Source organism: Neisseria subflava (genome assembly GCF_024205705.1).
Classification (GTDB): domain Bacteria; phylum Pseudomonadota; class Gammaproteobacteria; order Burkholderiales; family Neisseriaceae; genus Neisseria; species Neisseria subflava_D.
This window is the reverse complement of record NZ_CP073115.1, coordinates 1945356-1966318: the sequence shown is the minus strand read 5'-3', so window position 1 is coordinate 1966318 and position 20963 is coordinate 1945356. Positions and strand designations below refer to the sequence as shown.

Here is a 20963-nt window from a genome sequence, read left to right as displayed (position 1 = left end):
TAATAAAAATGAAAACGATTCTAAATTTTAGTGTTGTCTGGGGATGCGGTCAAGGGTTCAGACGGCCTGTCAAAACGGTTTATGCTAAAATAACGGTTTTGCTGATATTTCAAATTATTATGCACGCTTCTGATTTGCAAGAGGGCGAAACGGCACACGAATACTTCGCCGACAATCCCGACTTTCCTGCTAAAACCATTGTCGCCACCTTATTCATCGGCGCATTTTTCTGCTATCTCAACGACACGCTGCTGAATGTCGCGCTCACGCCGATTATGAAGGATTTTGGTGTCGATAAGACCACGGTCCAATGGCTGACGACGGGCTTTTTGCTGGTCATGGGGGCATTTACGCCGATTACGGCAGGCGTGATTCAATGGTTTGAAACGCGCAAAATGGTGCTGTTTACGCAGGCAACGTTTTTAGCAGGATCGCTGATTTGCGCGTTTGCACCGACGTTTGGCGTATTGGTGGTCGGTCGGATGGTGCAGGCAGTGTCTGCCGCGTTTTTTGTCCCGCTTCTGTTTAACGGCGTATTGTCGATTTTCCCGCCCAACAAGCGCGGAACGGCGATGGGTGTGATTACCATGATGTTTACCGCCGCGCCTGCAATGGGGCCGACGCTGTCGGGCATCATCATCGACCATACGCATTGGCGCGTGCTGTTCGGCTTTACCGCGCCGTTTATGTTGGCGGCGATGGTGCTGGTGGGTAAATATTTGACAGTCAATTTGAGTAACATCAGCCGTCCGAAAATCGATATGTTGTCGGTCGTGTTGTCAATTGCGGGTTTTGGCGGGCTGGTTTATGCGAGCAGTAATTTTGCCCATATGCCGCTGGTGGAATTTGTCCTGCTCTTTACCGCTTCCGTTGTGCTGGTGGGTTGGTTTGCGCACCGGCAGTTCCGTTTGGCCACGCCGTTGTTGAACCTTCGTGCGTTTGAATACAAACAGTTCAGATATTGCGTTGTGATTTTGGCCGGTGCGGTATTCCTGTTTTTGGGCTTGGAGCTGATGGTACCGATGTACACGCAGCAAGTGTTGATGCTGACCGGTACGGCAACCGGTCTGATTCTGATGCCTGCCAGCATTGCCCAAGCGGTTGCCGCGCCTTTGTTCGGCAAATTGTTGGACAAAAAGGGTGGACGTTTTGTCGTCTTGCCAGCAACAGTGATGCTGGTGGTGTCGCTGGCAGTATTGTGGCTGTTTTTGCGGATTGATACGCAAGTGGTGATGTTGACGGCGATGTTTACGCTATTGGCGCTTTCCGTGTCTGCTTGTGTAACCGGCGAAACCCATGGTCTGAACGCGTTGCCGAAAACGCTTAATCCGCACGGTGCGGCGATTCTGACTACTATTAATCCGATTGCCGGTGCCATCGGCGCGGCGTTTTTTGTCGGTGCGACCAATATCGGCGAGAAACTTTCCAGCGCAGATATGCCGCAACAGGCAATGCTGGACGGTATCCATTTGGCGATGGGTTGCGCTTTGGTTGTCGGTGTTGTAGTTGTCATGTTTGCTTTGCGTTTGAAAGCGCATCAGAAATAAATAAAAAGGCCGTCTGAAACGTTCAGACGGCCTAAGTACCTCGTAAGAATTTATAAGATTTTGTAACACAATGAAGTTGAAAAGTATTTTATCAGTCGGCCTGATGATGGCGGTTTGTCCGTCATGGGCTTTGGATTTCGGGCGTATTCCTGAAAATGAAATTTCCGTTTATGTGCAGGAATTGGACAGCGGCAAAGTGATTGCCGAGCACCGTGCCGATGAATTGCGCAATCCTGCTTCGACCATGAAGCTGGTAACGGCGTTTACCGCGTTTCGTATGTTGGGCGGCGATTATCGTTGGAAAACTGAGTTTAAAACCAACGGCTTAATCAAAGGCGATACGTTGAAAGGTAACGTGTATTGGGTGGGGAGCGGCGATCCTGTGTTTGACCAGCATGATCTGGTGCAAATGCAGCAACAGATGCGCGATAAGGGCATACGCCATATTGACGGACATCTGATACTCGACCGCAGCCTGTGGGGCGATGTGAAGAATCCGGATGATTTTGCTTCCGATTCTGCCGAAAGCTTTATGACGCCGCCCGATCCTAATATGTTGGCGTATAAAACCGTTGAACTCCGTGCTGAAAAAGAAGAGGACGGAAGCTTGGTCATCCGTACCAATCCGCCGCTGCCGAATCTGAATATTCAAAACAAATTGACGCTTGAGAATAAAGAAGGGAAGTGCAGTGTTTTAAAAAACCACATGAAGACTTCCTATAAAAACAATACGCTGACCGTATCGGGCAAGCTGCCGGAAAGCTGCTTGGGCAAAGAACTGTATCTGAATATGTACAGCACGAAAGAATTTATCGGCAAAAGTTTTGTGAACCAATGGCGCCAACAAGGCGGCACGGTTTCAGACGGCCTGACAACAGGTGTCGCGCCTCATGACGCGCATGTGTTGGCGAGTCATCTATCCAAACCGCTTACCGATATCCTCACCGATATGAACAAGCATTCCAATAATCTGATTGCCCGTTCGGTTTTCCTTAAATTTGCCGGAAACATGTCTGATTACAAGCTGGCGCAGGCCAAGGCTGCGTCTATCGTAAAAAGCGAGCTGGCGGTTGCCGGTATTAATACGGAAGGGCTGGTGTTGGAAAACGGCTCAGGCCTGTCCCGCGTTGAACGGCTCAATGCGCGAATGATGGCGCAAATGTTGGAAAAAGCCTACTTCAGCCCGTTTAAAAACGAGTTTATCAGTACGCTGCCGATTGCCGGTAAAGACGGCACGCTTAAAACACGCTTGAAGCAGCCCGGTGAAAACCTGCGCCTCAAAACCGGTACGCTTAAAGATGTCCGCGCATTGGCTGGGTATTGGTTGGGCGAAAAGCCGTTGCTGGTTGTCGTCATTATCAACAGCCAAAAATCAACCGATTATTTACGCGACTTGGATAAGCTGGTGTCTAAAATTGTTCAGCCCGGTGGCGAACATTGGATTGATGCTAAGGCCTCCTGCATGATTAGGTATCAGGCTTGATAAGCTAAAAAAGGCCGTCTGAAAATGTATTGACGTTTTCAGACGGCCTTTGTGTAAGAAGGGGAGGCAAGTATTTATGTCTATTTTGAAAGATGATTTAGGGATTTTATGAATAAACGTTTGGTGTGAGTCAGCTTGAGATGGATGATCTTTCAGGATTTAAACCATATGTCTTTCAGCCTTATTAAGTTACTCTGTTTTATATTATCTAAATAGCTGGATTTTTTATGAAAAGGCATAAGGTACAGACGAAAAAAATACCGGTAAAAACCGGTATTTTTTATTTTTAACTTGATGGCGCGGCGGACGGGGCTCGAACCCGCGACCCCCGGCGTGACAGGCCGGTACTCTAACCAACTGAGCTACCACCGCGCATCCACTGTCAAAGACAATGAAAAGGAAAGTGGTGGGTGATGACGGAGTCGAACCGCCGACATTCTGCTTGTAAGGCAGACGCTCTACCAACTGAGCTAATCACCCGAAAAAGGGAGATACTGAAGAATCAGTATTTTAAAATAATGGCGCGGCGGACGGGGCTCGAACCCGCGACCCCCGGCGTGACAGGCCGGTACTCTAACCAACTGAGCTACCACCGCGCATCCACTGTCAAAGACAATGAAAAAGAAACTTGGTGGGTGATGACGGAGTCGAACCGCCGACATTCTGCTTGTAAGGCAGACGCTCTACCAACTGAGCTAATCACCCATGCGCAAATTTGCGAAGACGCTATTAAACCAAAAAATCCTGATGCGCGCAAGATTTATTTGCCGATAATTAGATGTCTCCCTGCAAGCACCAGTTTTCAAAGGAAATAATTTCTTCCTGCTTGCCTGCAACAACCAAAATGTCACCGGTTTCCAGAACGAAATCAGGGTCAAGGTCTTGGATTTTTCCGGTATTGCGGCGGATAAACAATAGTTTCAGATAATGCGCTGCCAATGGCAATTCACGGATGGTTTTGCCGATGGCGTGTGCCTCGCCTTGCAATGGGAAAGCATGGCGGCAGACGGCCTTGCTGTCTTCGTCGGAGAAGCTGTCATCATCACTGCCGACAAACAAGTCTTGCAAAGATGCATAGCGGCTGTGACGGATATGGGTTATGGTTTGATAAACATGGTTGTAAGAGAGACCGTGACCCAACATGGCATAGCTTGCCAGCACCAGGCTGGTTTCTTTGGTATCGGAGACGGTTTCTTCCGCACCCATTTCGGTAAAGGTTTTGACGTAATCGTCATTGGTGGCTCGAACATAAACTGGCATGCTCGGATGCATGGACATGATGTTGCCGAGAACATGTTGGGTCTCGTGCATATTGTTCAGCGTGATGACCACCATTTTGGCGCGTCCCAAGCCGGCGGCTTCCAAGACTTCACGGCGTTTGGCATCGCCAAAGGAAACCGGTTCGCCTGCGTTGCGTGCCACTTGTACGCGGGCAATATCCAAGTCAAGGGCAAAGTAGGGGATGCCTTCTTGCGCCAATACACGGGCAACCGATTGACCGCCGCGTCCGAAACCGATAATCAGGACGTGTTCGGATTTGCTCATGGTTTCCACCAGCATGGAGTGTAAGTCCAAGGCTTTCATGTCCCAGTCGGATTTGACGAAGCGGCTGACGATGGCATCGCTGCTGCCCAAGATAAATGGTGCGGCAATCATGGAGAGCAAGACGGCAGCAGTGGCTGCTTGTTCCAATTCGGGCGAAACCATATTGATTTTGCTGGAAATAGCCAGCATTACGAAGCCGAACTCGCCACCTTGTGCCAAATAAAGCGCACTTTTGAGGCTGTCGCTCGTAGGGTTTTTCATGCGCAAAGCGATGATGAAGACGACCAGTGCTTTCAAAATCAACAGGATTGCCAACAAAATCAGGATTTGCTGCCAGTTGCCGATCAGCGCCTGAATATCGAGTTTCATACCGACGGTAATGAAGAAGAAGCCCAGCAGGATATCGCGGAATGGACGGATGTCGTCTTCCACCTGAATGCGGTATTCGGTTTCGGAAAGCAGCATACCGGCGACGAATGCGCCCAATGCCATAGACAGGCCTTCAAGCTCTGTCAGATAAGCTACGCCCAAAGTAACCAGCAAAACGTTGATCATGAAGAGTTCGGACGATTTGCGTTTGGCAACCAGTCTGAACCAGCGTGACATCACACGGCTGCCGACAACGAACAAAATGCCCAAGGTCAGCAACATTTTCAAACCGGCCAAGCCCAGCTCTACCCATAAGTTGCCTTCGCTGCCGCCGGCAAGTGCCGGAATCAGAATCATCAGCGGTACAACGGCAATATCTTGCATCAGCAAAACACCCATGGCCATTTGACCATGCGGCTGACCCAGCTCAGTTTTCTCCGACAGAATGCGGCTGACAATGGCGGTGGACGACATGGTCAGTGCGCCCGCAGTGGCAAACGCCCAGTTAAACGGCGTGCCCATTGCCATCAAAATGCCCATAATTGAGAGCATGGTAATGATGACTTGCAAACCGCCCAAGCCGAATACGAGGCGGCGCATGGCTTTGAGTTTGGGCAGGGAGAATTCGAGACCGATGCTGAACATCAAGAACACAATGCCGATTTCGCCCAAATAGTCGGTGGCGTGGCTTTGCGGAATCAGTTTGAACATACCCGGACCGGCAATAAAACCGACCAAAAGATAACCGAGCATGGAAGGAATGTTGAACTTGCGACAGCAGATAACCGTAATGACGGAAACCAACAGGACAATGACAATGGGACCGAGGGAGAATTCGTGCATAGAGTGGGCGGCCTTTCGTTAAAAGTAGCTATTGTTATATAGGCCGTCTGAAACACGTCGAAAACCGACAGCAAACCCAAATAAAAACGCACAGAATGAACTTCATTTCTGCGATTTGATTTCCTGTATCATGCTTATTTGGACTTACTGTTTCGAGCGTTATCTAACGGATTATTAAGATTATATCAAGATAGAATGTAAAGTAGTGTTTTGATTGACAAAAAGGGCCGTCTGAAATATTCAGACGGCCTTTAAATAAACAAACGGTTTAAGGCATCAACATGCCGCCGTTGACATGAAGTGTCTGACCGGTAATGTATTTTGCCTGATCAGAAGCCAAGAACAAGACTGCATCGGCAATATCTTGCGCTTCACCGAATTTGCCCAAAGAAGTTTGCGCTTCAAAGGTTTTGCGGGTTTCTTCCGGCAGGGCGCGGGTCATATCGGTGTCGATAAAGCCGGGGGCGACGCAGTTGACGGTAATGCCGCGGCTGCCGACTTCACGTGCCATAGATTTGGAGAAGCCGATTAAGCCTGCTTTTGCCGCCGCATAGTTGGTTTGACCGGCATTGCCCATCACGCCGACAACGGATGTGATGTTGATAATGCGGCCGGTACGCTGTTTCATCATGCCGCGCAATACGGCTTTGGAGGCACGGAACACAGATTTGAGGTTGACCTGCATGATGTCGTCCCATTCTTCCTCTTTCATGCGCATCAGGAGGTTGTCACGGGTAATGCCGGCGTTGTTGACCAAAATATCCAGTTTGCCGAATTCTTTTTCGATGTCGGCAATCAGGTTTTCGATGGTTTCAGGTTCAGCAGAATTCAATGCACGGCCTTCGCCGCCCCACTGTGCCAAGCGTTCGCTGATTGCAGCCGCACCGCTCTCACTGGTGGCTGTACCGATAACTTTTGCACCGGCCGCAGCCAAAGTATCGGCAATCGCCGCACCAATACCGCGCGATGCGCCGGTTACCAAAGCGATTTTGCCGCTTAAATCTTGTGTACTCATGTTTTATTCCTTAATTGCGATTGGGAAAAATGGTTTCAGACGGCCTTATTTACCTAGTGAGGGTGCTTGATACCGTCGTTTGTTGATTCTTCGTAATAAATATTCTTTGTAGTATGCCCATGCTTGCTTTTTTTGTCCTTGTTTCCAAAGCCGTTTGGCTGCTTGTCTAAATTTCCTTTTAGGATTTGGAAAGGGCAACCAAGTTGATAGAGGTTGTTCTAGATATCCGTTATTCCATGGGGAATTCTTAAAATATTGATCATATGCAGGGTGGAAGCCTAATTGATGCCACGGTTTGATATGACCAACAAAATGGACTAAGCGGATATTGTTGGGATTGTCGATTAATTCACTGTATTTTTGATGCCAATGTATCCAGTTAAAGTTTTCTGAAAGCCAGTGTACATGACCTATACAGGCTAAATTCAAAATATCTTGGTCTGGACAGGAGAGTTTAAAATTCTGTTTTTCTACGGCTTGCATTTTTTCAGACAAAATTTTATCTATTGCCATATCATTCCATTTGTCAATATTGAATAGAATGACCCCGGAGTTGAAATAAGGCTCAGTATCTGTAAAACCAAATTGATTGAGTTGTTTTATATATGCTCTGTATAAGATTGCATCAGGTACGGCGGCAATCAAAGAATTTGAAATGTCGATTTCAAATAAATCATCAATGTTACCCAAGCACAGTACATCAGTATCTAGATAAAGTGCAGTATGAGCAATACCTTTTAATAAGCAAGGGATACTCATACGGTAATACATAGCGATAGTAAAATAATGGGTAGTTTGCAGGGTAGAAAAGTATTCTGTATTTAAATGGTAAACGCTTATTGAGTAGTTTTGATTTGATGTTTCAATTTGATTAAAAATATTAAAATCATAACCTTCTGAACCACTAACTAACAAATGAAAATGTATTGGGCTGGTATTGTTTTGCAATACAGAAAGTAACGCAGTGCCGATGTGTTTGATATAGTTTTGATCGGCTGCATAAACAATATGTTTCGGCTGTTCAATGAATTCTCTTTTGCGGATATGAACAGTTTCTAATACTAATTTTTCTCGATTAAACATTTAAATTCTCCACAACTTCTCTATCGATTTCAGGTAATCCGATAGGGATATTCGGTTCAATATCAAATGCGCAGCTGATCCAGTTGCTGAAGCTGTATTTGTGTTTCAGGCCGGGGGCAAGCGGTACATACGGCAAGGTCAGGAAGGCTTTGAGTTCGTCAAGGTTGCTTCCATTCCAGTAGAACATATTGTTCGGGTGATAAAAATCGTAATGTACGATGGTCGGATTGGTCGTAATCAGTTTTTTTTCCAAACCGATCGCTTCGAAAATCCGCAAAGAGAGGCCGTAGTGCTTGCGGTTGAGGAAATCTACCAATACGGAGGATTTGGCCGCTTCTTCTAAGTTTTGACGATAGGAGAGGGCGTTTTCAAATGAGAAGAACTCGACTTCAGGAATGCCTAAAGCCGCTTGTTCTTCTTCAATTTTCTTGCTGGCTAAGCGGAAATCTATTTCTAAACCGATTGAACGCGCAGCTTCGCAAAATGCACGGATGTCATTGTTGCGGTCGGCAGCGTACGAGCCGATAAACAAGATTTTGTTTTGCGGGTTTTCAGACGGCCTGAAGCTGTCAAAGTAGAAGCTGGTGGTTGGAAAGAGTTTTTCGGTGTATTCGGGATGTTTGCCTTGGTCAAACGGATCGAAAAAGTAAAATTTGTCGAAAAATTCGATGTTGTCGAAGTCTTCTTTTAAGAAGGTCAGGGCTTCCCAGTTGTAATACACCATTAATTTTGAATGCGCTCTGAGCTTGGCGATGAAGTCTTTCGGATAGGCCCCCAGCCAAATCATGAAGCAATAATCCGCTTGTTCGGGATGTTCGCTTAACAGGGTATTGAGGCGTTCTTCTACGGCGCGGAACATGGTCCGTTTTTTGAAGTCTTTTTGTCCAAGAATATTTCGATACCAGATTTTTTTCAGCCGTTGAAATACATTTTTGTATTTGAACTCTTTTTCTTCATAGGTCAGAGACAGCACTTCAAATCCGCATTTTTCCAAGTTCTCAATAATGAGTTCGTGGATTTTGAAGAGTTCCGGCATGGCGAGAATGACTTTTTTCTTACTCATAATGTATTCAATATAATATTTTGTCAGGCAGGTTATATTTGCCATAGGCAATAGGGTTAATCAATGCCGAGCAGGCGGTTTAGCCATTGTGTAAACGAATAATAGGCTTTGATTTCAGGGTCAGGTTGCTGATACGGGCGTGCCAAAAATTCAGGCAATGCGTCTAAATCACCGCCGTCCCATACGAACACACGGTCTGGGTGGTATAGGTCGATCTCCAAGATATGTTTGTTGGTGGTAATCAGTTTTTTATCGAAACGCAACGCATCAAAGATACGGAATGATAAGCCGTAATGTTCGAATTGTGCAAAATCTACGACTGCGCCGCAACTTTGCACTTGGCTGAGGTTTTCTTCAAAGCTGAGGATGCTGCTGCGGTCGAGATAGCGGATGCCGTTGTGTCCGAAGGCTTTTTCAGCCCTGTCGTCTTTGCAGTAGATATGAAAATCCAAGGGTAGGTTGAGGCGTTCGGTTTCTTGGATAAAGCGTTTGGTTTGCTCTTCGCGTCGGAGTTCGTAGCCACCTAAAAAGTAGAGTTTGTTGGTGGGCGCATATTCCGCTACGGGAAAGTCAAAGTAAAAATTGGTGGTGGCTTTGAAACGGCATTGCGGATATTTTTGAATATCGTCGGGGTCGAAAACCCAGCATTGGTCAAAATAATCCAAATATTCAATGATGTCTGGGAAGCGGCCTACGCCATCCCATTGATAATTCACGCAAACATTGCTGTGTTCGCGGATGGTGGCGATAATCTCTTTGGGGTAAATATTGGCGCGGATACAGAGCGCATAATCGGCTTTTTTGCCGTTTAGCAAGGCCAATTTTTGCTGAATGTCGTCGAGGTGGCGGCTGTATTTGAGGTATTTTTTATAGTTGCCGTCTTTGGTGATGTGTTTGTGGTAGAAGTTTTTGAGTCTGCTGCCCAAGTTCGGATAATAGGAATCTCGGTCGTCATAGCACAGATTAATGACATCAAAACCAAGAAAACGCAGATTTTTTTCGATACATTGATCCAGTCCGTACATGTAGGGAACGGCAAGAATAATGGTTTTTTTCATAATGTATTCGGATTGGAGTGGGCTGATTTTTCAGACGGCCTTGCCTGACAGGATAAGGCCGTCTGAAAACATTTTTAGTGGGCTTCGATAAATGCAGTCACTTGATCGGCATTGGTCAATGCGCTGCACGCGGCTTCTTTATTGATGCGTTTGGCGAGGCCTGCGAGGACTTTGCCGGGGCCGCATTCGGCGGACTCGGTAATACCTTCGGAAACAAGCGCGTTGACGGTTTCTGTCCAGCGTACCGGGCTGTACAGTTGGCGTACCAAGGCATCTTTGATTTTGTCGGCATCATCATAAGAGGCAACATCGGCGTTATGAATGACGCGGATCTGCGGTTGTTTGATGGTGATATCTTTCAATGCTTCGGCAAGTTTTTCCGCTGCGGGCTTCATGAGGCTGCAATGTGAGGGAACGGAAACAGGCAGCGGCAGGGCGCGTTTGGCTCCGGCTTCTTTGGCGGCGGCCATGGCGCGTTCGACTGCGGCGGTATTGCCGGCAATCACAACTTGGCCTGGAGAGTTGAAGTTGACGGCTTCAACGACTTCGCCTTGTGCAGCTTCGGCACAAATGGCTTTTACTTGTTCATCTTCCAAACCCAAAATAGCGGCCATTGCGCCTACGCCTTGCGGTACGGCGGATTGCATGAGCTCGGCGCGCAGACGAACCAGTTTGACCGCATCTGCGAAATCCAATGCGCCGGCAGCGACGAGGGCGGTGTATTCGCCGAGACTGTGGCCTGCAACGACGGAAGGGATTTTACCGCCGGCTTCCAAGTAGGCGCGGTAGGTGGCAATGCCGGCAGCCAGCATGATGGGCTGGGTGTTGACGGTTTGTCCGATTAATTCGGCATCTTCGCCGTTAATCATTGCCCACAGGTCTTGACCCAATACGGCGGAAGCTTCGTCAAATGTGGCTTTAACGATGGCTTGCTCGGCAAAGCCGTTCATCATGCCTAGGCTTTGTGAGCCTTGTCCGGGGAAAAAGAATGCGAAAGACATGGTAATTCCTTATTGGTTTGAATGTTTGAGGGTGTCCGCCAGCAGAAGAAGGGTGGCGACAGTATTGGTTGCGGTGGTCAGCCGGAAGGTGCGGACAAATTCAGGTTTGCTGGTTTTATGCCGGAATGCGAGGCTGCCGCAATAACCGCCCGGCCAGCCGCCAAGCAGATTGAGCAGATGCAATTTTGCTTCGGGTATGCGTCTGCCGTGGTTGCATGCGCGCTGTTTGTCTAGGTAGTAAAGCAGGAAAACGTATGCGCTCAGTGCAAGATAGGCGATTGCCAGTTTGGGCAATATTACAGCTGTTATGCTTAAAAACAGGCTACTGATATAGAGTGCAAACGTTAGAGATTCCATGGGTTTGAGCAGAATAGGCCGTCTGAAAAGGATGTTCAGACGGCCTAACCGTTAGTATTTCACCAAAACCGCACCCCAGGCAAAACCGCCGCCGATACCTTCAAGCAAGAGGTTTTGTCCGCGTTTGATTTGGCCGTTTTTAATACCGACATCCAGTGCCAGCGGAATGGAGGCGGCGGAAGTGTTGCCGTGGTCTTGGACGGTCAAGATCACTTTGTCCATGCTCAAGCCTAAGTGTTTGGCGGTAGAGTCGATAATGCGCTTATTGGCTTGGTGCGGCACAAGCCAATCGATTTGATCGGTGGTGTAACCGGCTTCTTCGATAACGTCATCTGCGATTTTTGCCAGCATTTTGACGGCAAACTTGAATACACCGGGGCCGTCCATGCTGATGTAGGGCGAACCGCAAATCTGGCCGTTGGCGATTTGTCCGGGGACGTTCAAAAGGTTGAGGTAGTTGCCGTCGGCTTTGAGTTTGCCGTGGATGATGCCCGGTTCGTCAGATGCGCTTAAGACCACCGCGCCTGCGCCGTCACCAAAGAGGACGCAGGTGGTGCGGTCGTTCCAATCGACGATACGGCTGAAGGTTTCCGCGCCGATCACCAAAGCGTTTTTTGCCATGCCGCTTTTGATGTAGGCATTGGCAGTGGTCAGGGCATACATAAAACCGGCGCACACGGCTTGTACGTCAAAGGCAGGGCAGCCATTGGCAATACCCAATTTTTGCTGCACGATGGTCGCAGTGGAAGGGAACTGCATATCGGGAGTGGCTGTGGCGACGATAATCAGGTCGATATCGTCAGCCTGCAAACCGGCATCTGCCAAGGCGCGGCGCGCTGACTCGGCGGCCAAGTCGCTGGTTTTTTCGCTGTCGTCTGCAATATGGCGAAATTTGATACCTGTACGCGTGGTAATCCACTCGTCGGAAGTGTCCACTTTTTTGGCAAGGTCGTCATTGCTGACGCGGTTGGCAGGAAGGTAGCTGCCTGTACCGGAAATTTTGGCATATTGCATGAGAACGGCCTTTTTAGAGAGTTAATTCAGATAGTCGGGTATTGTAAGCGAAAATGGGAAAATTCCCAATATTAAGAATGAAGTCGGTGATTAAAGATAAAAACAGGCCGTCTGAACATTGTGAAGTTTCAGACGGCCTGTATATATCAGCCTTAAGCTTCCGTTGTTGGAGCAGCGGTTTCTTCCAGTTCGGCTGCTGCTTTGGCGGCTTCCAAAGCAGCCAACTGGGTGGCTACGCCTTGTTCGATTTGGGCGAGACCGGCAGATTTGGCTTCGTGATAAGCTTCTTCCAAAGCATAACGGAAGCCGACTTCGTCGGTTCCGCCGTGGCTCTTAATCACGATACCGCGTAAGCCAAGCAGGATGGCGCCGTTAAATTTACGCGGATCCAGTTTGCCTTTCAAACCTTTGAGCGCGGGCAGGGCGGCAATGGCGGCAAGTTTGTTGAACAGGGTGCTTTGGAATTCGCGGCGGATGGCGCCGCTCATGAATTTAACCGCGCCTTCGATGGTTTTGAGCATAACGTTGCCGACAAATCCGTCTGCGACAACGACATCGGCTTCGCCATACAAAACGCTGTTGCTTTCGATATTGCCGATAAAGTTGAGTTTGCTGCTGCTCAACAGTTTAAAGGTTTGTTTGACGGCATCCGTGCCTTTAATGTCTTCTGTACCGACGTTCAAAAGGGCGACACGCGGGCTGCCTTTTTCGGGGTGCAAAGCGTGTACAAGCTCGCTGCCGATGATGGCAAATTGAACCAGTTGTTCGGGTGTGCAATCGACATTTGCACCCAAATCCAAAGCCAGGGTAACGTGTTCGCTGTCGGAAGGCAGGAATTTGGCGATGGCAGGGCGCTCAATGCCGGGAATGGTTTTGAGGACGAATCGGGCGGTCGCCATCAGTGCGCCGGTATTGCCTGCCGATACGGCGGCTTGCGCATTGCCTTCTTTGACTTGGTTGATGGCGATGCGCATGGATGATTCTTTTTTATTTTTCAGCGCGGATTGCGGCGCTTCATCCATTTCGACGACTTGCGCTGCATGGCAGACGGTAATGCGGTCCATAGGCGCGCCTGCCGAGCTTAATGCTTGGCGTACTGCTGCTTCATCTCCGACCATAATCAGGTGTACGTCGGATTGCTGTTTCAGGAAATCCACTGCACCGGGGACGGTCATCGCAAGGCCTGCATCTCCGCCCATGGCATCTACGGCCAGTGTAATCATGTTGTTCTCCGGTTTGTGTGTTTCAGACGGCCTCAAACAATCGGACAAGCACTCTCATCTGATTTTCAGGAGATTGAATTGAAAATCAGATGAAAAGGCTTGTTGCGACGGTCGTGCCAGATTTATTGGTTTTGCGCGGCCAATTTGTTGTGTTCGTCAATGTCCAGCGCGTCCCAAGGATAGTTGATCCACCAGTCTTCAACGGTAATGCCGCTGAAATAAGGGATACCTTCAGGAATTTTACCGACTTTGGCTTTGATTTTTTCATGCAATACTGCCACGCCGACAGTGCCGAAATCTTCTTTCAACAATTCGTTCAGGCAGAATTCCATGGTAACGCGGCTGTCGTCCACTTCGTCAACAACCAGTACGTTTTTGCCTTTCAGGGCATCTGGAACGGGATCAAGCCATTGGACTTTTTTCACTTCCTCGGTAACTTGACCTTCATTATCACTGTCGTAGTAGGCTGTGGTGACGGCGTAAATCGGAATTTCCAAGAAGCAGCGCAACATGCGGGCAGGGATAAAACCGCCGCCGCCAATGGCAATCATGGCATCGTATTTGGTGCCGGAGTTTTGGATTTTTTCCGCCAATCCTTTGATTACGCGGTGGATATCGTCGTAGGTGTACCAGATTTTATGTTTCATGGTGTGCTTCCGAAGAGGAAAATACAGGGTGCAATGCAAAAAAGCCAGTCATTGCATGGCAATATTCTGGCTTTTTCAGTCAGACGAACGGATTATTCGCCTTTAGCTTTTACCACTTTGCGGCCACGGTACATACCGTTTGGGGAAATGTGGTGTGGACGATGCACTTCGCCGGTTGCGCTGTCAACAGACAGAGAAGGCGCAGTCAGAGCGTCGTGTGAACGGTGCATACCGCGTTTAGAAGGGGATTTTTTGTTTTGTTGAACGGCCATTTCAAGCTCCTAGATAAATAAACTGTGTCCTAATTAACTGCTTTTCAAACCTGCTAAAACAGCGAAGGGGTTTGGTTTGTCCCGATTGACTTCGTCCAGTGTTCCATTGTTGCCGCAGTCTTCGTGTCGAGGGGAGAAAGGGAGCGACATCAGGATTTGGTCTTCAACCAGAGTCCGTACGTCAAGCTCTTTTTCGAGCAGCATGCCTTCCAATTCTTCATCGGCAAGCATGGCTTCGTCCAAACTCTCTTCATCGGCAAACAGGACGATACGGCTGGTTTCATCGAGTAGAAACGGCATGGGCGTAATGCAACGCTGGCAAATCAGGGGCATGTCGGCTTTGACGTTTAAATCGAGAAACAGACGTTGCAGCCGGTCGCGACCGCCTTGCAGCGTAAACGACACGCATGTCTGTTTGTCGGCCGGATAATCGTGCGAACTGACTCGTTCATCCAATTCTTCGAGCAGGAAGCTGCCTTGCAGATTCTGCCCTTCGGCGGCGAAAACTTCTGGATCAATCAAATTAGGGTATGACATAAACGGAGTATGATATAATTTCGGCAGTCTAACGTCAATGTTTTTAAGTAAAAATATGGAAGTAAAACTGCCTTTGGTTTTAGGGTCGAGTTCGGTTTTCCGCTGCGGACAGCTTCGCCGTTTGGGTATCGATTTTCAGACGGCATCGCCTGATTTTGACGAAACGCCTATTGTGGGCGAGCATGCGGGCGAAACGGCGCTGCGTTTGGCGGAAGGCAAAGCCCGTTCATTGGCGGCAGCTTTCCCTGCTGCGCTGATTATCGGCGCAGACCAAGTCGCATGGTGTGAAGGACGGCAGTTGGGTAAGCCGATGAACGTCGCAAATGCACAACAGATGCTGGCGGACTTGAGCGGAAAACGGATTGAATTTTACAGTGCAATCGTGCTTTTGAATACTGCTACGGGCGAGGTTCAGCATCATGTCGATCATACGGTGGTTGCCATGCGACAGTTGACGCAGGAACAAATCAGCCGATATTTGGAACGCGAGCCGGATGCGGTTTATTGTGCCGGCGCGGCGAAGAGCGAGGGTTTGGGCGCCGCTTTGTTGGAGCGGATTGAAAGTACGGATCCGAATGCTTTGATCGGCCTTCCGATTTTCCGTCTGATTGATTTTTTGAAAAACGAAGGTGTGGAAGTTTTATAGTTTGAGGCCGTCTGAATATGTTCAGACGGCCTGAGATTTTTTGGAGTTGCAAGAATGAAACCGATTTTGTATTTGATTCCTACCCCTTTGGGTGCGCCTGATACGCCATGCCTGTTGCCGCATGAACAACAGGCGATTGTCGGGCTGACGGATTTTGTCGTAGAAGCGGAAAAAACAGCGCGCGCGCATTTGAAGCATTTGGGCGTGACTACGCCTATCCGTGAGCTGAATCTGCAAACGTTGAATGAACACACGGATTTGAAGACTTTACCGGAATTGCTGAAACCTTTGCAAGAAGGCCGCAGTATGGGCATTGTCAGCGAGGCGGGTTGTCCGGCTGTTGCCGATCCGGGTGCGAATTTGGTGGCATTGGCGCATAAACACGGGTTTGAAGTACGGCCTTTGGTTGGCCCGTCTAGTTTGCTGCTGGCGCTGATGGCTTCGGGTGCGAATGGGCAGAACTTTGCGTTTAAGGGGTATCTGCCGTCTGAAAAAAATGAGCGGATTCAGAGTTTGAAGGTTTTGGAGCAACGTTCACGCCAGCAGAATGAAACGCAGCTGTTTATCGAAACGCCGTATCGCAACGATGCGTTGTTGGCTGATGCGGTGGAAAACCTGCATCCTGAAACGCGCTTATGTGTGGCTACGGACTTGACCTTGCCGACACAGGAAATCATCAGCCAGACGATTGCGCAGTGGCGAAAAAGAAAAGAAATGCCGAATTTGAAAAAACGTCCGACGATTTTTGTGTTGCATGCCGCTTAAAACTGGATTGGGTTCAATTTCAAACTGTATTTGTTTGAGGAAATAAAAAAGGCCGTCTGAACAACAGACGGCCTTTGTGTTGCCTAAGCTTTTATCAAGAAACGACTTCGCCTTGGGCGCGTTGTTTTTCGATGCTGCGGTTGATGTGCCATTGTTGGGCGATGGTCAAGAGGTTGTTGACTACCCAGTACAGAACCAAACCGGCAGGGAAGAAGAAGAACATGATGGAGAAAACCAAAGGCATGATTTTCATCATTTTCGCCTGCATAGGGTCGGTTGACGGCGGATTCAGATAAGTTTGTGCAAACATGGTTACCGCCATAATCAAAGGCAGGATGTAGAAAGGATCCGGACGGCTCAAGTCGGTAATCCAACCCAACCAAGGCGCTTGGCGCAATTCTACGGAGGCGAACAATGCCCAATACAGACCGATGAAGACGGGGATTTGCAACAGCATAGGCAGACAGCCGCCCAGCGGATTGATTTTCTCATCTTTGTAAAGCTGCATCATGGCTTGTTGTTGCGCCATGCGGTCATCGCCGTATTTCTCTTTGATGGCTTGCAATTTAGGTGCGGCGGCACGCATTTTTGCCATAGAGCGGTAAGAGGCGTTGGTCAATGGGTACAGTACGGCTTTGACGATGATGGTCAAAACGATGATTGCCCAACCCCAGTTGCCGATGATGTTGTGCAGTTGGTTCAAGAGCCAGAAGAGCGGGGAGGCGAACCAGTGTACTTTGCCGTAGTCTTTGGCCAGTTGCAGTTTGTCGGCGATGTTGGCGATAACGGAAGTGGTTTGCGGACCGGCATACAGGTTGATGGCGGTTTCAGCTTTTGCGCCGGCTTGGATGGCGGCTAAAGGCACGCTGACGCTTGCGCTGTACAGGTTGTCGCCGCGACGTTTGATGTCGATGTTGCATTCGCCTGCAGAGCATACGCTTTGGCCGTCTTTAGGCTGCAAAATCCAAGTGGACATGAAGTGGTGTTCAATCATGCCGAGCCAGCCGGTCGGAGTTTTGCGGATGTATTCGGCTTCGGGTTTGCCGGATTTGGCATCGTCGTCCAAATCAGAGAAGCTGACTTTTTGGAAGCCGCCTTCAGGAGTGTAAACCACCGGGCCGACATAAGAGCGGGTGAAGTAGCCTTGGCCTTCAGGTTCGCTGTGGTCGCGGACGATGCGGTAGTCTGCGCTCAGGTTGACGGGTTGGCCGTTGCTGTTGGTAATGTCGAAACGGACGTTAACCAAGTAGCTGCCTTTGGTGAAAGTATAAACTTTGTCGATTTTCAGGCCGTTGGTTTCAGGTGCGCTCAGGCGGACTTCAACTTTGTCGCCTTCCAAGCTGTATTGTTTTTGCGGAGCGGTAAAGCTGATGCCTTTTAGAACGTTGTTGCCTTGTGCGTCCAAAAGCTCGGATTGGGCAACGTAGGTGTATTCCTTGCCGTCGTTAAACAGGACGAAAGGTTTGTGTTCGTCGCCGGTTGCTTTGTATTGCAAGAGGGTCAGCTGACGCAGGTCGCCGCTTTTCTCGTCGATGACAGCTTTAACCGTGTCAGTGGTAACGGTAATGGGGGTGGCTGGGGCAAGCGCGGCTTCGGCAGCGGCTTTTGCCGGAGCGGCGGCCGTTTGCTGTTGCGCAGCTTGTTGCGCCGGATTAGGTTTGGGGCTGGGGAAAAAATGTTCCCAGCCGGCAAAGATTGCCACTGAAATGGCAAAAAACGCCATTAGTCTTTTAAAATCCATAAGAGATTCCTGGAATTGACGGATAGGTAATCGAGATGAAAACTGCTTCAGACGGCATTATATAGAAACCGACGGGAAATTAAAGGAAATCGTGTTCTTTAAATGGTTGACAGCAGCATTATGGAACAGGGTCATGTCCGTGTCCGCCGAAAGGATGGCATCGTGCGATGCGTTTGATTGCCAGCCATCCGCCTTTGAATGCGCCGTATTTTTTGACGGCTTCGACTGCATATTGTGAACAGGTCGGGGTATAGCGGCAGCGCGGCGGAATGAGGGGGCTGATGCAGTATTGGTAAAAGCGGATGAGTGCAAGGAAGAGCTTGGAAAGCAGGGTATTCATCGGCGTTTTTTCATCAGCTGGGCAAGTTGGTTTCGGGCTTCCGGAGCAGTTTCCCGATTAAACGCCTGACGCACGCGCACAACAAAATCATGCGGCGGCAGCTGGTGTTGATTCAGCCTGAACCAGTCGCGGATGACGCGCTTCATATAATTGCGGTCGTGGGCGCGTTTGGCGGTCTTTTTACTGACGACCAAGCCAAGGCGCGGATGGCCGAGCGCATTGTCTGCGGACTGGGAGACTTGCAGCAAATCGCGGCTGCGTCGGTTTTTCAACGCAAAAACGGATGAAAAATCATCCGTTTTTAATAAGCGATACTGCTTCGAGAAGCCGTAATTCAAAATTATACAGCCAGGCGTTTGCGGCCTTTGGCGCGACGGGCAGCCAATACTGCGCGACCACCGCGGGTTTTGGAGCGAACCAAGAAGCCGTGGGTGCGTTTGCGTTTGGTAACGGAAGGTTGATAAGTGCGTTTCATGATGTTTCCTAAAAATTGGTAGATAATTAAACCGTGAATTACACTCCAATTTGCCGCTTTTGTCAATCAATATAAAAACTTTTCGTTGGCTAAAGTGTGACAACGGGTTTTATGCATTGATAGAATTTGTGGATAAAATTTTGCGGCGGTTGTGGATAAAAAAGAGCGGAATGGGTATAATCGCCCAACCTTGCTTTTCTCTGTGCGCAAGGCAGTCTGAAAGCAGCGGGAGTATCGTAAAAATTTGATTTTTATCGAATTGCCTGTCTGCTCTACCTTCTTGTATTTCCCAAATCTTCCATTTTTCCGAGCTTAATCTCATGACGTTAGCTGAATTTTGGCCGCTGTGCCTTTGCCGCCTTCACGAAATGTTGCCTGCCGGGCAGTTTGCGCAATGGATTGCGCCTTTGACCGTGGGCGAAGAAAACGGCGTATGGGTGGTGTATGGTAAAAACCAATTTGCCTGCAATATGCTCAAAAGCCAGTTTGCCGCCAAAATTGACGCCGTGCGTGCCGAATTGGTGCCTCAGCAGGCTGCTTTCACGTTTAAGCCGGGCGTAGGTGCGCATTATGAAATGGCGGCTCAGGCTGTTGCACCGGTGCAAGTGCAAGAGATTATTGAAGTTGAAGAGTTTGTAGAGCCTGTTCAAATGCCTTTGCAAACTGCTGCAATGGAAGAAGATAGGCCGTCTGAAACGGTTTCCAAGCCTGCCGCTGCTATGACGGCTGCCGAGATTTTGGCGCAACGCATGAAAAAACTGCCGCATGAGCCTCAAGTGCAAACTGCCGCTCCGACTGAGTCTAAAGCAGTTGCCAAAGCCAAAACCGACGCGCAACACGATGCGGAAGAAGCGCGCTACGAACAGACCAATCTGTCGCGTGACTATACATTTGAAACTTTGGTGGAAGGTAAGGGCAATCGCCTTGCCGCCGCAGCTGCCCAAGCGATTGCTGAAAATCCGGGGCAGGGCTACAACCCGTTTTTCTTATACGGCAGTACCGGTTTGGGTAAAACCCACTTGGTGCAGGCCATCGGCAACGAATTGCTGAAAAACCGTCCTGATGCCAAAGTGCGCTATATGCACTCGGACGACTATATCCGCAGCTTTATGAAGGCTGTGCGCAACAACACTTATGATGTGTTCAAGCAACAATACAAACAATATGACCTGCTGATTATCGACGATATTCAGTTCATCAAAGGTAAAGACCGTACGATGGAAGAGTTCTTCTATCTGTACAACCATTTCCACAACGAGAAAAAACAACTGATCCTGACGTGCGACGTATTGCCTGCCAAAATCGAGGGTATGGACGACCGTCTCAAGTCCCGTTTCTCATGGGGTTTGACTTTGGAACTCGAACCACCCGAATTGGAAATGCGCGTGGCGATTTTGCAGAAAAAGGCAGAAGCAGCCGGTATCAGTATCGAAGACGAAGCCGCTCTGTTTATTGCCAATCTGATCCGCTCCAATGTGCGTGAGCTGGAAGGTGCGTTTAACCGTGTCAGTGCCAGCAGCCGTTTTATGAATCGCCCTGTCATCGACATGGATTTGGCGCGTACGGCTTTGCAGGATATTATTGCCGAGAAACACAAAGTCATTACTGCCGACATCATCATCGATGCGACAGCCAAATACTACCGTATTAAAATCAGCGATATATTAGGCAAAAAACGCACGCGCAATATTGCCCGTCCGCGCCAAGTCGCCATGAGCCTGACCAAAGAGCTGACTACGCTCAGCCTGCCTTCTATCGGCGATGCCTTTGGCGGTCGCGACCACACGACTGTGATGCACGGCGTCAAAGCGGTGGCGAAACTGCGTGAAGAAGATCCCGAATTGGCGCAAGACTACGAAAAACTGCTGATTTTGATTCAGAACTGACCCAATGCAATATTCAGACGGCCTGATGTCAATATGAGGCCGTCTGAAAACAA

General features: G+C 49.0%; 21 protein-coding genes and 4 tRNA genes. 5 read left to right on the top strand and 20 right to left on the bottom strand.

The features are described 5' to 3' along the window. The first annotated feature begins 119 nt into the window (after window positions 1-119). Complete coding sequence (locus KCG54_RS09430; RefSeq protein ID WP_254324020.1) at window positions 120-1547, top strand: MFS transporter; 1428 nt, start codon at window positions 120-122, stop codon at window positions 1545-1547. 70 nt (window positions 1548-1617) lie between these two features. Beyond that, the gene (dacB, locus tag KCG54_RS09425) at window positions 1618-3030 is read left to right on the top strand and encodes a D-alanyl-D-alanine carboxypeptidase/D-alanyl-D-alanine endopeptidase (protein ID WP_254324019.1); all 1413 of its coding nucleotides are present in this window, start codon (window positions 1618-1620) and stop codon (window positions 3028-3030) included. Between the two features lie 295 nt (window positions 3031-3325). Here dacB and KCG54_RS09420 read toward each other — a convergent pair. The 16 genes from KCG54_RS09420 to KCG54_RS09345 all read right to left on the bottom strand — a co-directional run bounded on the left by KCG54_RS09420 (window position 3326) and on the right by KCG54_RS09345 (window position 15057). Continuing rightward, window positions 3326-3402, bottom strand: a tRNA-Asp gene (locus KCG54_RS09420). Between the two features lie 32 nt (window positions 3403-3434). Beyond that, window positions 3435-3510, bottom strand: a tRNA-Val gene (locus tag KCG54_RS09415). A 39-nt stretch (window positions 3511-3549) separates the two neighbouring features. Beyond that, window positions 3550-3626 (bottom strand) — tRNA-Asp (locus KCG54_RS09410). A 33-nt stretch (window positions 3627-3659) separates the two neighbouring features. Next, a tRNA-Val gene (locus KCG54_RS09405) sits at window positions 3660-3735 on the bottom strand. A 69-nt stretch (window positions 3736-3804) separates the two neighbouring features. Beyond that, on the bottom strand, window positions 3805-5787 hold the full coding sequence (locus KCG54_RS09400; protein WP_254324018.1) for a monovalent cation:proton antiporter family protein: 1983 nt from the start codon (window positions 5785-5787) through the stop codon (window positions 3805-3807). Between the two features lie 268 nt (window positions 5788-6055). After that, window positions 6056-6802 carry a 3-oxoacyl-ACP reductase FabG gene (gene fabG / locus KCG54_RS09395; RefSeq protein WP_107724043.1) on the bottom strand — a complete coding sequence of 249 codons (747 nt, stop codon included), beginning with the start codon at window positions 6800-6802 and terminating at the stop codon, window positions 6056-6058. 45 nt (window positions 6803-6847) lie between these two features. Continuing rightward, the gene (locus tag KCG54_RS09390; RefSeq protein ID WP_070584735.1) at window positions 6848-7885 is read right to left on the bottom strand and encodes a glycosyltransferase family 8 protein; all 1038 of its coding nucleotides are present in this window, start codon (window positions 7883-7885) and stop codon (window positions 6848-6850) included. Next, window positions 7878-8948 (bottom strand): hypothetical protein, encoded by a 1071-nt coding sequence (locus KCG54_RS09385; RefSeq protein ID WP_254324017.1) that lies wholly within the window; start codon window positions 8946-8948, stop codon window positions 7878-7880. Before KCG54_RS09385 ends, KCG54_RS09390 begins: the two co-directional genes overlap by 8 nt. 56 nt (window positions 8949-9004) lie before the next feature. After that, the gene (locus KCG54_RS09380; RefSeq protein ID WP_107857371.1) at window positions 9005-10006 is read right to left on the bottom strand and encodes a hypothetical protein; all 1002 of its coding nucleotides are present in this window, start codon (window positions 10004-10006) and stop codon (window positions 9005-9007) included. A 74-nt stretch (window positions 10007-10080) separates the two neighbouring features. Continuing rightward, entirely contained in the window at window positions 10081-11007 is a 927-nt protein-coding gene (gene fabD / locus KCG54_RS09375) for an ACP S-malonyltransferase (RefSeq protein ID WP_254324016.1), read from the bottom strand. A 9-nt stretch (window positions 11008-11016) separates the two neighbouring features. Next, complete coding sequence (locus KCG54_RS09370) at window positions 11017-11301, bottom strand: DUF1294 domain-containing protein (RefSeq protein ID WP_254324015.1); 285 nt, start codon at window positions 11299-11301, stop codon at window positions 11017-11019. A gap of 114 nt (window positions 11302-11415) precedes the next feature. Further along, a complete protein-coding gene (locus KCG54_RS09365; protein WP_107857368.1) occupies window positions 11416-12378 on the bottom strand; it encodes a beta-ketoacyl-ACP synthase III in 963 nt (320 codons plus the stop codon). A 152-nt stretch (window positions 12379-12530) separates the two neighbouring features. Next, window positions 12531-13601: a phosphate acyltransferase PlsX gene (gene plsX, locus KCG54_RS09360; RefSeq protein ID WP_254324014.1), complete on the bottom strand. Its 1071-nt coding sequence runs from the start codon at window positions 13599-13601 to the stop codon at window positions 12531-12533. A 122-nt stretch (window positions 13602-13723) separates the two neighbouring features. Then, window positions 13724-14248 (bottom strand): phosphoribosyltransferase, encoded by a 525-nt coding sequence (locus KCG54_RS09355; protein WP_254324013.1) that lies wholly within the window; start codon window positions 14246-14248, stop codon window positions 13724-13726. 92 nt (window positions 14249-14340) lie between these two features. After that, window positions 14341-14520, bottom strand: a complete 180-nt coding sequence (gene rpmF / locus KCG54_RS09350) for a 50S ribosomal protein L32 (RefSeq protein ID WP_002240035.1) — start codon at window positions 14518-14520, stop codon at window positions 14341-14343. Window positions 14521-14553: 33 nt separating this feature from the next. Beyond that, on the bottom strand, window positions 14554-15057 hold the full coding sequence (locus KCG54_RS09345; protein WP_128582706.1) for a YceD family protein: 504 nt from the start codon (window positions 15055-15057) through the stop codon (window positions 14554-14556). Window positions 15058-15112: 55 nt separating this feature from the next. Here KCG54_RS09345 and KCG54_RS09340 point away from each other — a divergent pair, with 55 nt between their 5' ends. Further along, window positions 15113-15703 carry a Maf family protein gene (locus KCG54_RS09340; protein ID WP_254324012.1) on the top strand — a complete coding sequence of 197 codons (591 nt, stop codon included), beginning with the start codon at window positions 15113-15115 and terminating at the stop codon, window positions 15701-15703. 54 nt (window positions 15704-15757) lie between these two features. Beyond that, window positions 15758-16468, top strand: coding sequence for an SAM-dependent methyltransferase (locus tag KCG54_RS09335; protein WP_254324011.1), 711 nt, complete (start codon window positions 15758-15760; stop codon window positions 16466-16468). Window positions 16469-16562: 94 nt separating this feature from the next. Here KCG54_RS09335 and yidC read toward each other — a convergent pair whose 3' ends face one another. From yidC to rpmH, 4 genes are all read right to left on the bottom strand, one after another. Then, window positions 16563-18209 carry a membrane protein insertase YidC gene (yidC, locus tag KCG54_RS09330; protein ID WP_254324010.1) on the bottom strand — a complete coding sequence of 549 codons (1647 nt, stop codon included), beginning with the start codon at window positions 18207-18209 and terminating at the stop codon, window positions 16563-16565. Between the two features lie 118 nt (window positions 18210-18327). Then, window positions 18328-18549, bottom strand: a complete 222-nt coding sequence (gene yidD, locus KCG54_RS09325) for a membrane protein insertion efficiency factor YidD (RefSeq protein WP_003684591.1) — start codon at window positions 18547-18549, stop codon at window positions 18328-18330. After that, window positions 18546-18887 carry a ribonuclease P protein component gene (gene rnpA / locus KCG54_RS09320; RefSeq protein ID WP_003748912.1) on the bottom strand — a complete coding sequence of 114 codons (342 nt, stop codon included), beginning with the start codon at window positions 18885-18887 and terminating at the stop codon, window positions 18546-18548. The genes yidD and rnpA overlap by 4 nt, the downstream gene beginning before the upstream one ends. A gap of 2 nt (window positions 18888-18889) precedes the next feature. Then, on the bottom strand, window positions 18890-19024 hold the full coding sequence (gene rpmH / locus KCG54_RS09315; protein WP_002214728.1) for a 50S ribosomal protein L34: 135 nt from the start codon (window positions 19022-19024) through the stop codon (window positions 18890-18892). Between the two features lie 320 nt (window positions 19025-19344). Here rpmH and dnaA point away from each other — a divergent pair, with 320 nt between their 5' ends. Beyond that, entirely contained in the window at window positions 19345-20910 is a 1566-nt protein-coding gene (dnaA, locus tag KCG54_RS09310) for a chromosomal replication initiator protein DnaA (protein ID WP_254324009.1), read from the top strand. The last annotated feature ends 53 nt before the right edge of the window (window positions 20911-20963 follow it).